The following is a 16,733-nucleotide window of genomic DNA, read 5'->3' on the forward strand; positions in this document are numbered from 1 at the left end:
CGAGCCCTGTGGGCCTACTGCGACGTGTGATCCCTGTTCTGTGTGTGACTGTCTTGCTGCTCGCGGGCTGCAGTGACACCGAGGACCGGCTGAACGCACGCGTCAACGGGTTCGCCGACGCCCTCAACCGGGCCGACGCACCCGCCGCGGCCGCGTTGACCACCGACCCGGCATCCGCAGATGTGCTCGGCACGCTCTACGCCAACCTCGGCAAGGACGTCCGGTTCGACGTGTCCGGGGTGCAGCGCAACGAGGACGCGGCGACCTTCACCCTCGCCGCGACGTGGAAGTTCGGGCCGGCGAAGGCCACCGAATGGACCTACACGACCCAGGGCCGTGCGACGGCCGACGGCGACGACTGGAAGATCCAGTGGGACCCGGCCAGCGTCGCGCCCGGCCTCGATGAGGGGCCGCTGTCGTTCAGTACCCTCATCCCGCAACCGGCGGCCCGGGTGCTGGACCGCACCGGCGCCGACCTGCTCACCCAGCACATCGTCACCCTCGTCGACGTCGCGCCCGGTGCCGACGTGGACAGCGTTGCCGCGCTGCTCAACCCGATCGCGCCGACGATCACCGCGGAGTCGCTGACCGCAGACCTCGCGGCGGGCAAACCCGTCACCGCCGTCACGTTGCGCGAGGAGGATCTGACCCCGATCCGGGAACAGCTGGCCGCGCTGCCGGATGTGACGCTGCGGCCGCAGACCCGACTGCTGGCCACCGACCGCGCACTCACCTCGCCGACGCTGTCGGGCCTGTCTGAGCTGTGGCAGCAGCGCACCGACGCCGCGGCCGGCTGGGCGGTGACCGCCCAGACCGCGTCGGGTGCCAAACGGGTGGGTGGGCGGGACGCCGATCCGGTCGGTGACATCTCGGCCACCCTCGACATCGGCATGACGCTGGCCGCCGAGAATGCGCTGGCTCCGTTGGCCACCCCGGCCGCGATCGTGGCCATCCAACCGTCCACCGGCAACCTGCTGGCCGTCGCGCAGAACGCCCCCGCCGACGCGCAGGGCCCGATCGCGCTGACCGGCCTGTATCCGCCGGGCTCGACGTTCAAGACGGTGACGGTGTCCGCCGCGCTGCAGGCCGGGCTGGTCACCCCCGACAGCATCGTCGGCTGTCCGGGCACCGAGAACATCGAGGGCCGCCAGATCCCCAACGATGACACTTTCGACCTCGGCGATGTGCCGCTGCACACGGCGTTCGCACGGTCCTGCAACACCACGATGGGCCGGCTCGCCGTCGACCTGCCGCCCGATGGGCTGACGAAGGCCGCCGCGCAGCTCGGCCTGGGCATCGACTTTGTCGCGCCCGGCATGACGACGGTCACCGGCTCGGTCCCGGTCGCGGACACCTCGGCGCTGCGCGTCGAGGAGGGCATCGGGCAGGGCACGGTCACCGCGTCGCCGTTCGGGATGGCGTTGGTCGCCGCGACCCTGGCGAAGGGTTCGGTGCCCTCACCGACCATCGTCACCGGTGAGCCCGCCGTCGCCGACCGCACTCCCGAGCCGCTGCCCAGCGGTGTCGACGAGCAGGTGCGGGCGATGATGCGCGAGACCGTCACCGGCGGCACCGCCACCGCGCTGCAGGACATCCCGGACATGCTCGGCAAGACCGGCACCGCCGAATATATCGACGACACCCACGCGCACGGCTGGTTCGTCGGGATCCGCGGTGATCTCGCGCTGGCGGTGTTCGTCAGCGACGCCGGCAGTTCCACGCCCGCGGTGGATGCCGCGGGTGCGCTGCTGCGCGCGGTGCCCTGACGGGACTACTCCCAGTCGTCGCGGCGGTGGCCGGCGCGCGGGCGGGTGCGGTGCTCGGTGCGCCGCTCCTCATCGCTGCTGCGGTAGCGCACCCGTGAGACCGGGTGGTGACTGCTGTCGGTGGGCGATGAGCGCCGCGGCCGTTCCTGATACGGGTCCTGGCGCTCGTCGGGGCGGCGGCCGTACCCGGGCTTGTACCCCGATTCGTACCCCGATTCATACCCCGATTCGTAGCCGTCGGGCCGCGGACGGCGCCGTGGGCGTTCGTAGTCCGGGGTGTCACGCGGGTCGTAGGGCTCATAGCCGCGGGACGGGGGCGGGGTGCGGCGGGGTTCACGGGGGTCGCGGGCCGACGGGTTGCGGGGGCGTCGCGGCTGGCGTTCGCCGGGCAGCGGCCCTTCGGCCTGGCGGCGTGGCCGGCCGGTGCGTTCCCGGGCGACATCCCGCTCGCGGCGGTCGGCGGCCGCCGCCGATGCCGCGATATCGGAGTCCGGCGGGCGTGTGTGCCGGGCGCGGGACGGCTCACCGCTGCGCGGGGCCCGGCGTGGCCGCGCATAGGGGTCGACGGGCTCGCGGCGCGGTCGACGCGGGGCGCGGATCGGTTCGTCGTCCTGCTCGGCCGGGACGGCGGTGCGGGCGAACCGGCGTGCGGCGCGGCGTGGGGTCTCGGCAGGTGGATCGGCGGCGTCGGTGGCGGTGGCTTCGACGTGGTCGGTGCCGCGGTCCAGATACCAGCGGGCCGCCCCGACGAGCAGCACCACCGCCGAGGTGAAGAACATCAGCGGGAAACGTTCGATCAGCGGGTAGCCACAGTTGATCAGGATGTCCTTGAGGCCGCTGAGCTCGCCGCCGTGGAACAGGAAGTAGGAGGTGGGAACCGCGACGAACAGGATCAGCGGGGGTTGGATGACGGCGGTGAACAAGCCGCTGCGACGCACCAGGACCACCGCGGCCAGCGCGCCGAGCACGTAGCAGGTGGCAAACACGGCGCCGAGTTCCTTGTTGCCCGCCCCGGCGTCATAGGCGAAGCCGATGGCGGTCGCCGTCACCGCCAGCAGAGTGGCGCCCCACCACGGCAGTCCGGACGGCAGACCCGGCAGACTCGGTGGCAGCAGCCCCTGGAATCGGGGGAGCGCGGAGCGGTGATCAACCGACTCCGTCGGCTCTGCTGACTGACCTGACACACGTCGACCGTACCGGCTCTAGCTGCTGGTGTGCTGCCAGCACGCGCTGAGGAGATCGTCACAACCCTTAGACTCTGGAGTCCGTGAGCTTGAACCTCGGAATCGTCGGTCTCCCCAATGTCGGCAAGTCGACCCTTTTCAACGCGTTGACGCGGAACGACGTGCTGGCCGCGAACTACCCGTTCGCGACCATCGAGCCCAATGAGGGTGTGGTGGCGCTGCCCGACCCCAGGCTGGACAAACTCGCCGAGATCTTCGGTTCGGAGAAGACCGTGCCGGCGCCGGTGACGTTCGTCGACATCGCCGGCATCGTGAAGGGCGCCTCCGAGGGCGCCGGGCTGGGCAACAAGTTCCTGGCCAACATCCGCGAGTGCGATGCCATCTGCCAGGTGGTGCGGGCCTTCGCCGATGACGATGTGGTGCACGTCGACGGCCGGGTGGACCCCCGCTCCGATATCGAGGTGATCGAGACCGAACTGATCCTGGCCGACATGCAGACCTTGGAGAAGGCGGTGCCGCGGCTGGAGAAGGAAGCGCGCAACAACAAGGACCGCAAGCCCGTGTTGGAGGCGGCGGTGGCCGCCCAGGCGGTGCTGGATTCCGGCAAGACGCTGTTCGCCGCCGGCACCGATGTGGCGCCGCTGCGCGAGTTGAACCTGATGACCACCAAGCCGTTCCTGTACGTGTTCAACGCCGACGAGTCGGTGCTCACCGATGCGGCCAAACAGGCCGAGTTGCGGGCGCTGGTGGCCCCCGCGGATGCGGTGTTCCTGGACGCCAAGATCGAGTCCGAGCTGATCGAACTCGACGACGAGTCCGCCGCGGAGCTGCTGGAGTCGATCGGCCAGACCGAGCGCGGCCTGGACGCGTTGGCGCGGGCCGGTTTTCACACCCTGAACCTGCAGACCTATCTGACGGCCGGGCCGAAAGAGGCGCGCGCGTGGACGATTCACCGCGGTGACACCGCGCCGAAGGCGGCCGGCGTGATTCACACCGACTTCGAAAAGGGTTTCATCAAGGCCGAGATCGTGTCCTTCGCCGACCTGGTGGAGGCCGGATCGATGGCGGCGGCCAAGGCTGCCGGCAAGGTCCGGATGGAGGGCAAGGACTACGTGATGGCCGACGGGGACGTGGTGGAGTTCCGGTTCAATGTCTGACGTGTTGCCGTCTGACGCGTTGCCGCCGTGTCCGGCGTGCGCCAGTGAATTCACCTACGAGCAGGGGGCGCTGCTGGTGTGCCCGATGTGCGGTCACGAATGGTCGGCGCACGAGGTGCCCGAGGTCGAATCGGCGCACGCCGGGGCCGCGGTCAAGGATTCGGTCGGCAACGTCCTCGCCGACGGGGACACCGTCATCGTCGCGACGACGGTGAAGGTCAAAGGCGGCGGCGGTGGGGTGATCAAGGCCGGTACGAAGGTTCGTGGCATCCGGCTCATCGCCGATGGCGTCGGCGATCACGATATCGACGCGAATGTCCCCGGTTTCGGTCGCATGCAACTCAAGTCGAGTGTGGTCAAGAAGGTCGTCTGACAGAGACACCGGCTTCGGCGGGGCCGCCCGCGTAGGACGCGCCGAGGAATCGGCGCACCATCTCTTCCTCTGCGGCGGCGTCCTTGAGCGGCCAGTACCACAACGCCAGGAACGTGCGGATCAACCATTGGGCGGCAAGCGGATCGGCTGTGCCGAGCCCCACCATTTCGCCGGCGAAGCGGGACACGATGGGGGAGCCGGTGAGCCACTCCTCGCCGGGGCGCATCGCCATCGCACGCATGATCTTGGCGAGCGGATCGGTGCGCAGGCGTTCCAACGCGACCGTGGTGGCGGTGACGATACGTTGCGGGCCGGTCAGCCCGTCGATGGCTGCGCGGACCGAGTCGAGGATGCGTTCGGCCTGTCGCGCGAGGACGACATCGCGGATGGCGCTCTTGCCCCCGGTGTGGCGATAGACGGTCGCCGGGGAGCAGTGCACCGCCGCCGCCAGCGCGTCGATGCTGAACGCGTCGTAGCCGTGCCGGGCCAGCAAGGTGGCGGCCGCGGCGTAGATCCGTTCGGCGGCCTCGTCACGGCGATTCCGCCCCACCAGCCAGTCGTCGGTCGCCATCGGTCAATCGATCCGTTCCCGCGAAGTCACGTACCCGTTTTATCACCGTGAGAGGAATGCCAGCTGAATTCTCACCGATTGGTGCAGGTCCGCCGGATCGGGTGAGAAGTCGGCAGCCGTGCGCGTCCGGACCCGGATCTCATCTTCGCCGCGCACCGTTGACGCAGGTGGACGCCCCATTCACGCTGAGTCGCATGACCCTCTTGGCGGACGCGACGGACTTCTTCGGCACCGCGGCATTGCAGGACCCGTATCCCCTCTATGACCGGCTGCGCGACCAGGCGGCGGTGCACCGCATCGGCGACTCCGACTTTTACGCGGTGTGCGGCTGGGACGCCATCGTCGATGCCGTCAACCGCGTCGACGACTTCTCGTCCAATCTGACGGCCACGATGGTGTTCCACGACGACGGCACCGTCACCCCGTTTCCCATGGGGGCGCTCGGTGACCCGATCCACGCGCTGGCCACCGCCGACGACCCGGTGCACGATGTGCACCGCAAGATGCTGTTGCCGCACCTGTCGGCCCGCCGAATTCGGGTGATCGAGGAGTACGCCGAAGCCGCGGCGCTGCAGCTGTGGTCCGACGCGTTGGTCGACGGTCGGATCGAGTGGATGAGTGCGATGGCCAATCGGCTCCCGATGATGGTGGTGGCCCGCCTGCTCGGGCTGCCGGACGAGGACACCGACCGGCTGATCCGTCTGGGATTCGCCACCACCACACTGCTCGACGGCGTCGTGAACGAGACTCAGCTCGAAGCCGCCGGGATGGCCGCGATGGAGCTGTCCGGGTACGTCCTGGAGCACTTCGCGACGGCCGGCGAGCGCTCGGCGCCGGGGCTCATCGGCGACCTCGCCGCCCGCTACGCCTCGGGCGAGCTGGAGCAGTTGCCGGCCCTCGGCATCATGTTGACGTTGTTCAGCGCGGCCGGCGAATCCACCGCGTCCCTGCTGGGCAGCGCCGCCTGGATCCTGGTCACCCATCGCGACATTCAACAGCAGCTGCGCGCCGATACGGATCTGCTGGGCGCGTTCATCGAGGAGACGTTGCGCTACGAGTCGCCGTTTCGGGGGCACTACCGCCACGTGGTGCGCGACACCACGTTGGCCGGGGTGCACCTGCCCGCCGATTCGCGCCTGCTGTTGATGTGGGGGGCCGCCAATCGTGACCCCCGGCAGTTCGACGTACCCGATGAGTTCCGGCTCGACCGCAGCGGAGCCAAGGGGCACATCGCCTTTGGCAAGGGCGCACACTTCTGCGTCGGAGCCGCGCTGGCACGTTTGGAGGCCCGGATCGTGCTGCGCACGCTGCTCGAACAGACGGACTGGATTCAAGCCGACGATGTCGGACACTGGCTGCCCAGCATCCTTGTCCGCCGACTCGACCACCTGGGACTGGTGGTCACATGACCGACCACGCAGAGTTGGTCGCCTGCTACGAACTGACCCAGGCCAAGGCGAGATACTGCCGAACGCTCGACACCCGCGACTGGGACGGACTGGCGGCATTGCTGACCGACGATGTCGAGTTCGGCATGGGTGACGGACACACCGAACCGCACATGACCGTGGGGCGCGATGAGACGCTCACGCTGCTGCAATCCCTGGTGGCCGGGTCGAAGACCGCGCACCACGTCCACGCACCCGAGATCGACCTCAACGGGGATGAGGCACAGGTGATCTGGGCGGTGCAGGACCGGGCGGTATTCGACAGCGGTTTAGCGGTCACCGGCTACGGCCACTACACCGAGCGATGGGTGCGCCAGGCCGGGCAGTGGAAGCTTGCGTCGGCGCGGCTGGCGCATCTGATCACCGACGTTCAGCAACCTGTCGCGGGGTGAGCCGGAACACGGGGATCTGCCGGCCGGCCGGGGCCGTCTTATCGCGGTAGTCGTCGTAGCCGATGTACACCTTCTTGGCCAGCGCGAACAACCCCTCGTACTCGTCCGTGTCGGTCACTTCGGCGGCCGTGAAGGGTTCCATGCCGAACTCGCAGTCCGGATTTGCCTTCAGGTTGTAATACCACTGGGGATGCTTGGAGCCCCCGAAGTTCGAGGCGATCAGGATGACGTCGCGCCCGTCGTGGAAGTACGTGAGCTGCACCTGGCGCCGTTGTCCGGACTTTGCGCCGGTCGACACCAGCGGCGCATTGATGATCGGACCCATGTTGATCCGGCCACCGGTCAACCGGAACAGGTACGGGTCGGTCCGGCGGGCGATATGCCGGGCGACGAACTGGCCGATACGTGAACGTCCGAAGCGCACACTGGCGTGGTACCTGTCGCCGCGGGGCCTATGGGGATCGACGTAGCGCAACGGCATGTAGAGCACGGTACGCCGCTATGGTGAAGTCATGGTGAGGGCCCGGCAGTTCCAGGTCACGTTCGATTGCGCGGTACCCGAGCGTGTTGGTCAATTCTGGTGTGCGGCACTCGGTTACGTGGTGCCACCCCCGCCCCCGGGTTTCGCGGACTGGGACGAGTTCAACCGCGCCCTGCCCGCTGACAAACAGGACTCCGCGTTCGCCTGCGTCGATCCCGACGGGGTGGGGCCGCGGCTGTTCTTCCAGCGCGTCCCCGAAGGCAAGACCGTCAAGAACCGGGTGCATCTCGACATCAGGGTCGCCCCCGGACTGGCAGGCGCGGATCGCCTCGCCGCCCTGGAGAGCGAATGCGCGCGACTGGTCGAACTCGGTGCGACGCGGGTGCGACTGCTGCCCGCCGGTGACGGCGAGGAGTCCTGCATCGTGATGCAGGACGTCGAGGGCAACGAGTTCTGCCTCGACTGACGCGCCGGGCGGTCAACCGATCATCGCCCGCAGGTCTCGTGCGTTGCGCACCGCGTGCCCGCCGAGGTCGTTGTTGAAGTACACCAGCACATCCCGACCCTGCGCGTCCCATTCGCGGATATGGTCGGCCCACCGGTGCAACTCGTCGGCGTCGTAGGAACCCGCGTACATTGCGTCATCTCCGGGCCCGTGTAAACGCAGGTAGACCAGATCTGCGGTGGCGGTGACCACGCACGGCAGCCCGGGCCCACTCATCACCACGTAGGCGGCGTTGTACCGGCGCAGCATGTCGTACACCGCAGAGTCATCCCAGGAGGGATGGCGCAGCTCCATCGCCACCGATAGGTCGGCGGGCAGGGCGCTCAGGAAATGGTCGAGGCGTTCGTCATCGCGTGGCTGCGCGGGATGCAGCTGCACCAGCAGGGCGGCGCGGCGGTCACCGAGCGCCGCCCAGCCGGCCGCGATCCGCTCGATCCATTGCTCCGGTTCGCGCAGCCGCCGGGCGTGCGTCAGGCCGCGCGGCGCTTTGACCGCCATTGCGAAACCGTCCGGCAGCCGGTCGCGCCACTGCGCGAACGTCGCCGGCCGGGGCCACCGGTAGAAGCTGGCATTGAGTTCGACGGTGTCGAACTCGGCGGTATAGGCCTCGAGGCGGCGGGACTTCGGCAACGCCGGCGGGTAGAGCACCCCGTCCCAGTGGTCGTAGGACCAGCCCGATGTGCCGATGTGGACGGTCATCGGCGGTCGGCATCCAGAGCGCTGTTGCGGGTCGCGGCGGGTGACATCCAAAGTGGTTACCCGCGTTCTCGGCCTTCAAGCGCTGCAGAGCGTGCGCATGGTGGACAATTCGTACATGCCGATACATGTCGACACCGACAATTTCGTCCGAGCCGAGACCCACCGGATGTTTCGCGACAACCAGGCCGTGGCAGGTGGGATCGGCCGATTCGTGCACAACCGGGAACCGGCGAGTATCGACGCGCAGACCGTCATCCGACTCAACCGCGATACCCTCTACAGCTTCGCGGTGGTCGACCTGGTCGAACCGGTCCGACTGACCCTGCCGGAGGCCGGCGGTCGGTATCTGTCGGCGATGATCGTCAACGAGGACCACTACATCAACCGGGTGCTGCACGAACCCGGCGAGCATGTGCTCACCGCCGACGACTACGGATCGCGGTACGCATTCATCGGGATCCGGATTCTGGTGGATCCCAATGATCCTGGCGATGTGGCGGCGGTGGCGGTGCTGCAGGACGCGATCATGCTCACCGGTGGTGGCCATGACGATTTTGTGATGCCCGATTACGATCTTGCCGGCATGGACGCGACCCGCGAGGCGTTGCTGCGGCTCGCGGCGGGACTGCGCAACTTCGACCGGACCTTCGGGACACGTGAGGAGGTCGATCCGGTGCGTCATCTCATCGGGTGCGCAGCCGGTTGGGGTGGGCTGCCGACGTCCGAGGCGGCCTATGTCGGTGTCGAACCGAACGTCGAGGTCGGGGACTACCAGATGTCCTTCCGCGATATCCCCGTCGATGCGTTCTGGTCGGTGTCGGTGTACAACAGCCTGGGGTTTTTCGAGCCGAATCCGCACGGCCTGTACTCGGTCAACAGCGTGACCGCGGAGCGCGATGAGGACGGCTCGGTCACTGTGCGATTCGTGCCGTCGATCGACGGTGACGTGCCGCCGAATGCCATTGTGACGCCCGACGGTTGGAACTACCTCATCAGGCTGTACCGGCCTCGACCGGAAATTCTCGACGGCACCTGGGCGCCGCCTACGCTGACGGCGCGGAGTCCACGGTAACGGCGATCTCGTCGGTCAACGAGCATCCCGGCGCCAGGGGCAGGCTGTCGCCGCTCCAGAACTTGCCAGGGTCGAAATAGTTCTCCCGCTTCTCGGTGCTCAGCAGCCCCATCTCCTCGTAGGTGATGGCCACGGTCTCGGCGCAGTACGCGGTCTCCAGGCCCTCGGAGCGCCGGCGCCGCTTGTCCCGCTCGGCCGATTCGCGGACCTTGCGGTGGATGATCGGCAGCCCACGGGTGAAATCGCTGACGATCGGCAGCCGTCCGCGCAGCCAGCGCCCCGTCAGCCGGGCCGTCGACGGGAACGCGGTGCCGTTCATCCGGGCCACCACCTTGAGCATCTGGTCCTCCTGCTCGCGGGTGGCCGGCGGGGTGAGCTGCCGCAGCCAGGCCTTCTGCCCGTACTCGTGCACCCAGCGCTCCACCACCTCGCGGGCATCGTTGAGCTGCACCCCGCGGTGGTGGGTGCCGGTCCACAGGTCGAGCAACTTCTGGCCGAGTTCGGCGTGCCAGATCAGCGGTGGCAGGTCATCGATCGCGACCGTCATCCCGACATGGTTGACCGGTGCGTTCGTCAGCGCCTGGATCGCCCGGTCGGGCCCCGATCCACCACGGAACAACCAGATATCGCCGGTCCTGGTTTCCTCGAGCGCCCGTGACAGGGACACCGTGTTCGCGTTCACGACCGCAGCTTAGGCAGAATCTCGGTCATGAAGGGCATCTGGAAGTGGGTCGGACTGGCTGGTGTCGCGGGTGTGGTGGCCGGTGGGGCGCTGGTGGCACGCGATCAGCGCATCCGCAACGCCTACACCCCCGACGATATCCGCGCCCGGTTGCACCGGCGTTTGGACGAGGCCAACGGGTCTACCACCCCTCGGTGAGCACCCGGTCCAGGGTGTCGGCGTAGAAGTCCGCGCCCGCGAGGTCGATGCACAACGGCGGCTTGGTCTTCAGGATGTTCTGGTGCTCTCCGGTCGGCTGGATGATCACGCCGAGTTCCAGCATGCGTTCGCAGATCGCCATGGTCTCCGCGCCGGCGGGTTCCAGGGTCGCCGGGTCTCGGATCATCTCGACACCCAGATACAGCCCCATCCCGTGCACGGTGCCCACGATCGGATGCTTGTCACGAAGGGCCAGTAACCGCGACTTCAGGTGCTCACCGACGTGTAACGCGTTGTCCTGCAGGCCCTCGTCACGCAGCACATCCAGCACGGTCAGCCCGATCGCACAGGACAGCGGGCTGCCGCCGGTGGAGGAGAAGAAGTAACCCTGCGAGCGGAACGCGTCGGCGATCGCGCGGGTGGTGATCACCGCGCCGAGTGGATAGCCGTTGCCGGTGGCCTTGGCCACCGAGACGATATCGGGCACCACCTGTTGCTGCGGAAAGCCCCAAAACCAGTGGCCCAGCCGTCCGTAACCCACCTGGACCTCGTCGGCGATCGCCACCCCGCCGGCGGCGCGCACCGCGGCGTACACCTGGTGCAGGTAGCCGTCGGGCAGCGCCATGCCACCGGCGTTGCCGTACACCGGTTCACAGATGAACGCCGCCGGTGGACGCCCCTGCGCGGTCATCGCCTCGATCTGGGCGACGGCGTCGGTGGCGTAGCGGTGCGCATCGTCACCGCGGTACTTGCCGCGGAAGCTGTTGGGCGACTCCACGGTGTGTACCCAGTCCGGTCGGGTGGCCAGCGCGTTCGGGTTGTCCGCCGTCGACGTGGACACCGCATCGGTGGCGTAGGTCCAACCGTGGTAGGCCTCGCGCACGGCGATCACATCGCGGCGCCCGGTCGCCGCGGTGGCCAGCCGGATCGCGAGATCGCTTGCCTCCGAGCCGGAATTGACCAGGAACACGGTGTCCAGCGGGTCCGGCAGGGTCGCGGCGATCCGCTCGCTGAACTCCACCACCGCCGAGTAGTTGAACCGTGAGTTGGTGTTGAGCCGGCGAAGCTGCGCCGAGGCGGCATCCGCCACCCGAGGGTGGGCGTGTCCGAGCACGGTGACGTTGTTGACCATGTCGAGGTAGACCCGGCCCGCCGTGGACATCAGGTAGTGCCGGTGCCCGCGCTCGATCCGCGGGGGATGGCGGTAATAGCGTTCCTGCACCTTCGCGAAGCTCTCATCGCGGCGGGCCAGCAGATCTCGCCCGTCATCGCGGGGGAGCGCGTCCAGACCGAGCACCGCTCGCGGATCGCAGGAGAGCGCCAGCCACCCCGGGGCGAGGTCGGCCGAGGTGAACTCCGGCGCTACGACGGCGCCGGCCGGGCGGACCGACAACCCGGCCCAGCGGCCGGCGCCGATCACGCCGAGGTGTTCACCGGCGCGCACATGGCCGGGGGCGGCGCTGGACTCCACCCCGCGCAGCGTCAGTTCGAAGTCCAGCCCGCGCAGCGTGAGCCGATCATCCGACCGGTCGGCCACCTCCCCGTCCCACGGGGCCAGCACCCGCGTCGTGGCGCGCGGCCACAGCCCTATACCGGTCTCGACGTTGGCCGGGGCGGTCTGGGACAACAGGGGAGCGCGGTTGAGTCGCGGCCGCCCGAATCGGGTGAGCACCAGCTCGGACCCGTCGTGGACGGCCGCCGCGGCGAGTTCGTCCTCATTGTCGAGGGTATCCGAGAGATCCAGCGTCACAACGGTTTCCGGATCCAGGCTGGAGATCAACCGATTCTCGATCTGCACCTGCGGCGCAGGGGCTGACAAGCCCAGTTCGGCGGTGATCAACGCCGACATCACCTCCATCGGTACGGAGGTGGCCTGGTCGAACATCCGCCACTCGTCATCGGACTGGTCGGTGATGTAGGCGTTGTCGGGGTCGAGTTCACCCTGCTGGGCGCCGCTGACGATGAGCACCGCAGTGCGCAGCACGAGCAGCGGCCACAACACCTTCGCCTCGGCGGGTTGCAGCGGACGCACCGCATGGAATGCCTTGACACCGGGCAGGATCGAGGTGGGTCCGTTGCCGGGGTGGCCGAGCACCGAAGACAGCGTCACGGCCAGTTCGGACACCGCCCAACTGTCGGACAGGTCACCGAAGTCGATGATGCCGTCCGGCAGACCCGACGGGCCGGACACCACGTTGGCGTCCGTCAGATCCAGGTGTACCGCCTGGCGCGGTAGCGCATCGGCGTGCGGCGCGATCAGCGACCACGCCTGCCGGGTGGCGGCCAGGATCTCCTCGCGCCGGCGCGGCGCGTGCGCGATGAGCCGGGTGACGACCTGCTCGCCGTAACGCAGGTCCCATTGCAGGATGCGGTCCAGGCCGGGATGGCTGAAGCCGTCCAGGGCCCGGCTGACCCGGCCGGCGAGATCACCCATGGCGGCGACGGTCGGCGGGGTGAGATAGCCGCGCTCGGTGAGGGTTCCGCCGGCCAGGAACGGCAGCAGCCGGACACCCTGGGGTGCTTCACCGTCGCGCGTGGGCAACGGGGTGGCCACCCGCATGTCGGGATGGGTGCGGGCGATCAGCTCGGCCGCGGCGTCCTGGGCGGCGAGTTCGGTCTCGGTGAACGCCGGGTTGGCGATCTTGAGCACCGCGACCGGGTTCCCCTGCTCGGACACCAGGAAGTTGCAGTCCTGCTGGCTGCCAAGCGATGTCACCTCGCCGCGGGAGCCGTACCGGTCGGCCAGCAGTTCGGCGGCCTGGCTCTCGGTGATCTGGGCCGCCGGCAGCGCGGGCTGCACGAGAAAATTGAACCCCGCCACGGTGCTCATTTCCCGACGAACCTGACGACGACATCGGTGAACGCGTCGTTGTCATCCCCGGCGGCGGTGTGGCCGGCCTCGGACAGCTCGACGAACTCGGCCGCGGGGACCTTGTCGAGGAAGTCCCGCACGCCCTCCTCGGAGACCACGTCGGACAACTTTCCGCGGATCAACAGGATCGGTATCGACAGGTTGGTGGCGGCCGCCTCCAGCTTGTCCACCCGGGCGAACGGATCATCGCTGGGTTTGGTGAGAAACGCCGGATCCCAGTGCCAGTACCAGCGACCGTCGCGTAGCCGCAGATTCTTCTTCAGGCCTTCGGTGCTGCGGGGTTTGGTGCGGTGCGGGAGATACGCAGCGATGGCATCGGCGGCCTGTTCCAGGGAGTCGAAGCCGTGGATGTGGTTGAACATGAAATCCCGGATCCGGGCGCTGCCGTCCTTCTCGAAGCGCGGCACCACATCGACCAGGATCAGCTTGGTCACCAGGTCCGGGCCGGCCTCGTGGGCGGCCTGGATGCCGGTCAGCCCACCCATGCTGGCGCCGACCAGGGCCACCGGCCTGCCGATCTGGTAGAGCACCTGCAGGATGTCCTCGGCGAGCGTCTCGACGTCATAGCTGGCCGTCGGGGAGCGGTCGCTGTCGCCGTGGCCGCGACTGTCCAGGGCGACGACATGCATCCCACGGTCGGCCAGGATCTGTCCGGTGTTCTTCCAGGAATGCCGGTTCTGGCCGCCGCCGTGCAACATCAGCACGGTGGGTCCCGACGCCTCGGTCACGGTGTCGCGGTTCCACTCGTCGGCCACCAACGCCAGGTCGTCGACGCCGCGGAACGTCACCGTCTGGGGTGCGCTGTTTGCCATGGTCACGGACATCCTCTCGCCAACCTGCGGCTCACGTTACTGACCGCCCCGGCGAAACTGGTGTCGGGTCGGCGCTGGGGGGTCACTAGACTCAGGTGGCGTGCCGTCAGTGCCGTCCGCAGGGTCCAACGACGAGGAACGTGACCGCATCGTCGAGGCCACCTTCGATTGCCTGTCCGAACCGCACGAGGGCCCGGTGCACGTCTCGGCCATCCTGGCGCGTGCGGAGGTCTCCAGCCGGGCGTTCTACCGGCACTTCGAGTCCAAGGACGAGCTGTTCCTGGCGATGCTCGAGCAGGTGACCGAGCGGCTGGCCGTGGTGCTCGACGAGATCGCCGGCGCACCGGCCCCGGATCCGCTGAATCAGCTGCGGGCCTGGCTTGATCAGATGTTCGCGCTGGCAACCGAGACCGACCTGCACCGCAACCTGGCCGTGCTGGACTGCGACGAGATGCGGTCGGCCAAGGGATACCGGGAGGCGCGCACACGGTCGCGGGCGCGCCGCGAGCGCTCGCTGGCAACCATTCTGCGATCCGGGCATGCCGACGGTTCGTTTCCGCTGGCCGAGCCGGAATCGGATGCCATCGCCATCGCGGCCCTGGTGAGCCGGGAGCTGACCTCGGCAAGGATTTTCGATCCCGCGGAGATTGCGCTGTCGCGCGCCCGGGTGGAGCGGTTCACGCTGCGTGCGCTGGGTGTCGCCGGCAAAGTGTGACGCACACTACTGCACGGTAACTTAGGTCGGCCAACCAGGTGGTCGGTGTTGTCGCTGTGAGAATCGTTATGTACGTTCTTCCGCATCCATAGCCGAGCCTGTGGTCATATCGTGTTCGAAGCGCGAGCACCTTGGAAGGGGCTACATGGGCAAGCGGATGTGGGACTGGGCGGGATCGGTCCGCTGATGGCTGTGCAAGATGCCATTCCCAGTGTCGTGACGCGGCCGGTGCGCGCTTTCGGCGGGTTCTTCTCGATGACGCTGGACGTCTTCATCCTGATGTTCCGGCCGCCCTTCGCGTGGCGCGAGTACATCCTGCAGTCGTGGTTTGTGGCACGGGTGTCGTTGCTGCCCACGCTGATGCTGACCATCCCCTACACCGTGCTGTTGACCTTCACCTTCAACATCCTGCTGACCGAGTTCGGCGCCGCGGACTTCTCTGGGACCGGCGCCGCGTTGGGCACCGTCACCCAGATCGGGCCGATCGTCACCGTTTTGGTGATCGCCGGTGCGGGCGCCACCGCGATGTGCGCCGACCTGGGCGCCCGGACGATCCGCGAGGAACTCGACGCCCTGCGGGTGATGGGCGTGAATCCGATTCAGGCATTGGTCATCCCGCGGGTGCTCGCGGCCACGACGGTATCGCTGGCGCTGTCGGCCACCGTGGTGCTGGTCGGACTCACCGGCGCCTACCTGTTCTGCGTGTATGTCCAGCACGTCTCACCGGGCGCGTTCGTCGCCGGCCTGACGCTGATCACCGGACCGGCCGATGTGATGGTCGCGTTGGTCAAGGCCGCGCTGTTCGGCCTGACCGCCGGCCTGATCGCCTGCTACAAGGGGATCTCGGTGGGCGGCGGACCGGCCGGCGTGGGTAACGCCGTCAACGAGACCGTGGTGTTCACCTTCATGGCGCTGTTCGCGATCAACGTGGTCGCGACCGCCGTCGGCGTGCGGGCGACGATGTGACCAGCGTGATGGGGTACCGCTTGAAGCGCGGCGTCGGCAACGTCGTCGACGGCTGGAACCAGGTCGGTGTGCAGACTCAGTTCTTCGGGCGCACGCTCATCTCGATCGGTGACGTGTTCGTCCGGTACCCCAAGGAACTGATCCGGCTGATCGCCCAGATGGGCCTGGGCACCGGCGCTTTGGCCATCATCGGCGGCACCGTCGCCATCGTCGGCTTCCTGACCGTCAGTACCGGCGCGCTGGTGGCGGTGCAGGGTTACAACCAGTTCTCCGAGATCGGCGTAGAAGCGCTGACCGGTTTCGCCTCGGCGTTCTTCAACGTGCGTCTGATCGCACCGGCCACCACCGCGATCGCCTTGTCGGCGACCATCGGCGCCGGGGCCACCGCGCAACTGGGCGCCATGCGCATCAATGAGGAGATCGACGCCCTGGAGGTCATCGGTATCCGCAGCATCGCCTACCTGGCGTCCAGTCGCGTCATTGCCGGTGTCATCGTGGTCATTCCGCTCTACTGTGTGGGCGTGCTGATGTCGTTCTACGCGGCCAAGATCGGCACCACCGTCATCTACGGGCAGTCCAGCGGTGTCTACGACCACTACTTCGACACGTTCCTCAACCCGATCGACCTCATCTGGTCGTTCGTCCAGTCCATCGCGATGGCGATCGTCATCATGTTGGTGCACACCTATTACGGCTTCACCGCCAGCGGGGGACCCGCCGGGGTGGGCGAGGCCGTCGGCCGCGCGGTGCGCACCTCGCTGGTGATCTCCGCGTTCGTCGTGGTGATGATCTCCCTGGCGGTGTACGGGCAGTCCGGCAACTTCAATCTGGCCGGTTGAC

At 68.1% G+C, this 16,733-nt stretch carries 18 protein-coding genes; 11 read left to right on the forward strand and 7 right to left on the reverse strand.

The window, feature by feature from the left end; genetic code table 11:
- Positions 1-8: 8 nt before the first annotated feature.
- Positions 9-1,766, forward strand: coding sequence for a penicillin-binding transpeptidase domain-containing protein (locus tag A7U43_RS09370; protein WP_067993924.1), 1,758 nt, complete (start codon positions 9-11; stop codon positions 1,764-1,766).
- Between the two features lie 5 nt (positions 1,767-1,771).
- Here A7U43_RS09370 and A7U43_RS09375 read toward each other — a convergent pair whose 3' ends face one another.
- Positions 1,772-2,950, reverse strand: coding sequence for a DUF6542 domain-containing protein (locus A7U43_RS09375; protein ID WP_082902061.1), 1,179 nt, complete (start codon positions 2,948-2,950; stop codon positions 1,772-1,774).
- Positions 2,951-3,033: 83 nt separating this feature from the next.
- Here A7U43_RS09375 and ychF point away from each other — a divergent pair, with 83 nt between their 5' ends.
- Positions 3,034-4,107 carry a redox-regulated ATPase YchF gene (gene ychF, locus A7U43_RS09380; protein WP_067993927.1) on the forward strand — a complete coding sequence of 358 codons (1,074 nt, stop codon included), beginning with the start codon at positions 3,034-3,036 and terminating at the stop codon, positions 4,105-4,107.
- Position 4,108: 1 nt separating this feature from the next.
- Positions 4,109-4,480 carry a zinc ribbon domain-containing protein YjdM gene (locus tag A7U43_RS09385; protein ID WP_269465788.1) on the forward strand — a complete coding sequence of 124 codons (372 nt, stop codon included), beginning with the start codon at positions 4,109-4,111 and terminating at the stop codon, positions 4,478-4,480.
- Here the strand turns inward: A7U43_RS09385 and A7U43_RS09390 are convergent.
- Positions 4,464-5,051 (reverse strand): TetR/AcrR family transcriptional regulator, encoded by a 588-nt coding sequence (locus A7U43_RS09390; protein WP_067993932.1) that lies wholly within the window; start codon positions 5,049-5,051, stop codon positions 4,464-4,466. The genes A7U43_RS09385 and A7U43_RS09390 overlap by 17 nt on opposite strands.
- 194 nt (positions 5,052-5,245) lie before the next feature.
- Between A7U43_RS09390 and A7U43_RS09395 the strand changes: the two genes are divergently transcribed.
- On the forward strand, positions 5,246-6,460 hold the full coding sequence (locus A7U43_RS09395) for a cytochrome P450 (protein ID WP_067993935.1): 1,215 nt from the start codon (positions 5,246-5,248) through the stop codon (positions 6,458-6,460).
- The gene (locus A7U43_RS09400; RefSeq protein ID WP_067993938.1) at positions 6,457-6,891 is read left to right on the forward strand and encodes a nuclear transport factor 2 family protein; all 435 of its coding nucleotides are present in this window, start codon (positions 6,457-6,459) and stop codon (positions 6,889-6,891) included. The genes A7U43_RS09395 and A7U43_RS09400 overlap by 4 nt, the downstream gene beginning before the upstream one ends.
- Here the strand turns inward: A7U43_RS09400 and A7U43_RS09405 are convergent.
- The gene (locus tag A7U43_RS09405; RefSeq protein ID WP_068002272.1) at positions 6,860-7,372 is read right to left on the reverse strand and encodes a nitroreductase/quinone reductase family protein; all 513 of its coding nucleotides are present in this window, start codon (positions 7,370-7,372) and stop codon (positions 6,860-6,862) included. The genes A7U43_RS09400 and A7U43_RS09405 overlap by 32 nt on opposite strands.
- 31 nt (positions 7,373-7,403) lie before the next feature.
- On the opposite strand from A7U43_RS09405, the gene A7U43_RS09410 reads away from it, so the two are divergent.
- Complete coding sequence (locus A7U43_RS09410) at positions 7,404-7,838, forward strand: VOC family protein (protein ID WP_067993941.1); 435 nt, start codon at positions 7,404-7,406, stop codon at positions 7,836-7,838.
- A gap of 12 nt (positions 7,839-7,850) precedes the next feature.
- Here the strand turns inward: A7U43_RS09410 and A7U43_RS09415 are convergent, their stop codons facing one another.
- Entirely contained in the window at positions 7,851-8,576 is a 726-nt protein-coding gene (locus A7U43_RS09415; protein WP_067993944.1) for a DUF72 domain-containing protein, read from the reverse strand.
- 115 nt (positions 8,577-8,691) lie between these two features.
- Here A7U43_RS09415 and A7U43_RS09420 point away from each other — a divergent pair, with 115 nt between their 5' ends.
- Positions 8,692-9,648 (forward strand): DUF1214 domain-containing protein, encoded by a 957-nt coding sequence (locus A7U43_RS09420; RefSeq protein ID WP_068002275.1) that lies wholly within the window; start codon positions 8,692-8,694, stop codon positions 9,646-9,648.
- Here A7U43_RS09420 and A7U43_RS09425 read toward each other — a convergent pair.
- Complete coding sequence (locus A7U43_RS09425; protein ID WP_067993947.1) at positions 9,620-10,330, reverse strand: guanylate cyclase; 711 nt, start codon at positions 10,328-10,330, stop codon at positions 9,620-9,622. The genes A7U43_RS09420 and A7U43_RS09425 overlap by 29 nt on opposite strands.
- Before the next feature lie 27 nt (positions 10,331-10,357).
- Between A7U43_RS09425 and A7U43_RS29630 the strand changes: the two genes are divergently transcribed.
- A complete protein-coding gene (locus A7U43_RS29630; protein ID WP_156525870.1) occupies positions 10,358-10,528 on the forward strand; it encodes a hypothetical protein in 171 nt (56 codons plus the stop codon).
- Here the strand turns inward: A7U43_RS29630 and A7U43_RS09430 are convergent.
- A complete protein-coding gene (locus tag A7U43_RS09430) occupies positions 10,512-13,358 on the reverse strand; it encodes an aminotransferase (RefSeq protein ID WP_067993950.1) in 2,847 nt (948 codons plus the stop codon). The two genes, A7U43_RS29630 and A7U43_RS09430, sit on opposite strands and share 17 nt — an antisense overlap.
- Complete coding sequence (locus tag A7U43_RS09435) at positions 13,355-14,212, reverse strand: alpha/beta fold hydrolase (RefSeq protein ID WP_411289626.1); 858 nt, start codon at positions 14,210-14,212, stop codon at positions 13,355-13,357. Before A7U43_RS09435 ends, A7U43_RS09430 begins: the two co-directional genes overlap by 4 nt.
- A gap of 100 nt (positions 14,213-14,312) precedes the next feature.
- On the opposite strand from A7U43_RS09435, the gene A7U43_RS09440 reads away from it, so the two are divergent.
- The 3 genes from A7U43_RS09440 to A7U43_RS09450 all read left to right on the forward strand — a co-directional run bounded on the left by A7U43_RS09440 (position 14,313) and on the right by A7U43_RS09450 (position 16,732).
- Positions 14,313-14,927 carry a TetR/AcrR family transcriptional regulator gene (locus A7U43_RS09440; RefSeq protein ID WP_231963557.1) on the forward strand — a complete coding sequence of 205 codons (615 nt, stop codon included), beginning with the start codon at positions 14,313-14,315 and terminating at the stop codon, positions 14,925-14,927.
- Between the two features lie 186 nt (positions 14,928-15,113).
- Positions 15,114-15,893 (forward strand): MlaE family ABC transporter permease, encoded by a 780-nt coding sequence (locus tag A7U43_RS09445; protein WP_068002289.1) that lies wholly within the window; start codon positions 15,114-15,116, stop codon positions 15,891-15,893.
- Between the two features lie 8 nt (positions 15,894-15,901).
- A complete protein-coding gene (locus tag A7U43_RS09450) occupies positions 15,902-16,732 on the forward strand; it encodes an ABC transporter permease (RefSeq protein WP_068002286.1) in 831 nt (276 codons plus the stop codon).
- The last annotated feature ends 1 nt before the right edge of the window (position 16,733 follow it).

The organism is Mycobacterium adipatum, assembly GCF_001644575.1.
Lineage (GTDB): Bacteria > Actinomycetota > Actinomycetes > Mycobacteriales > Mycobacteriaceae > Mycobacterium > Mycobacterium adipatum.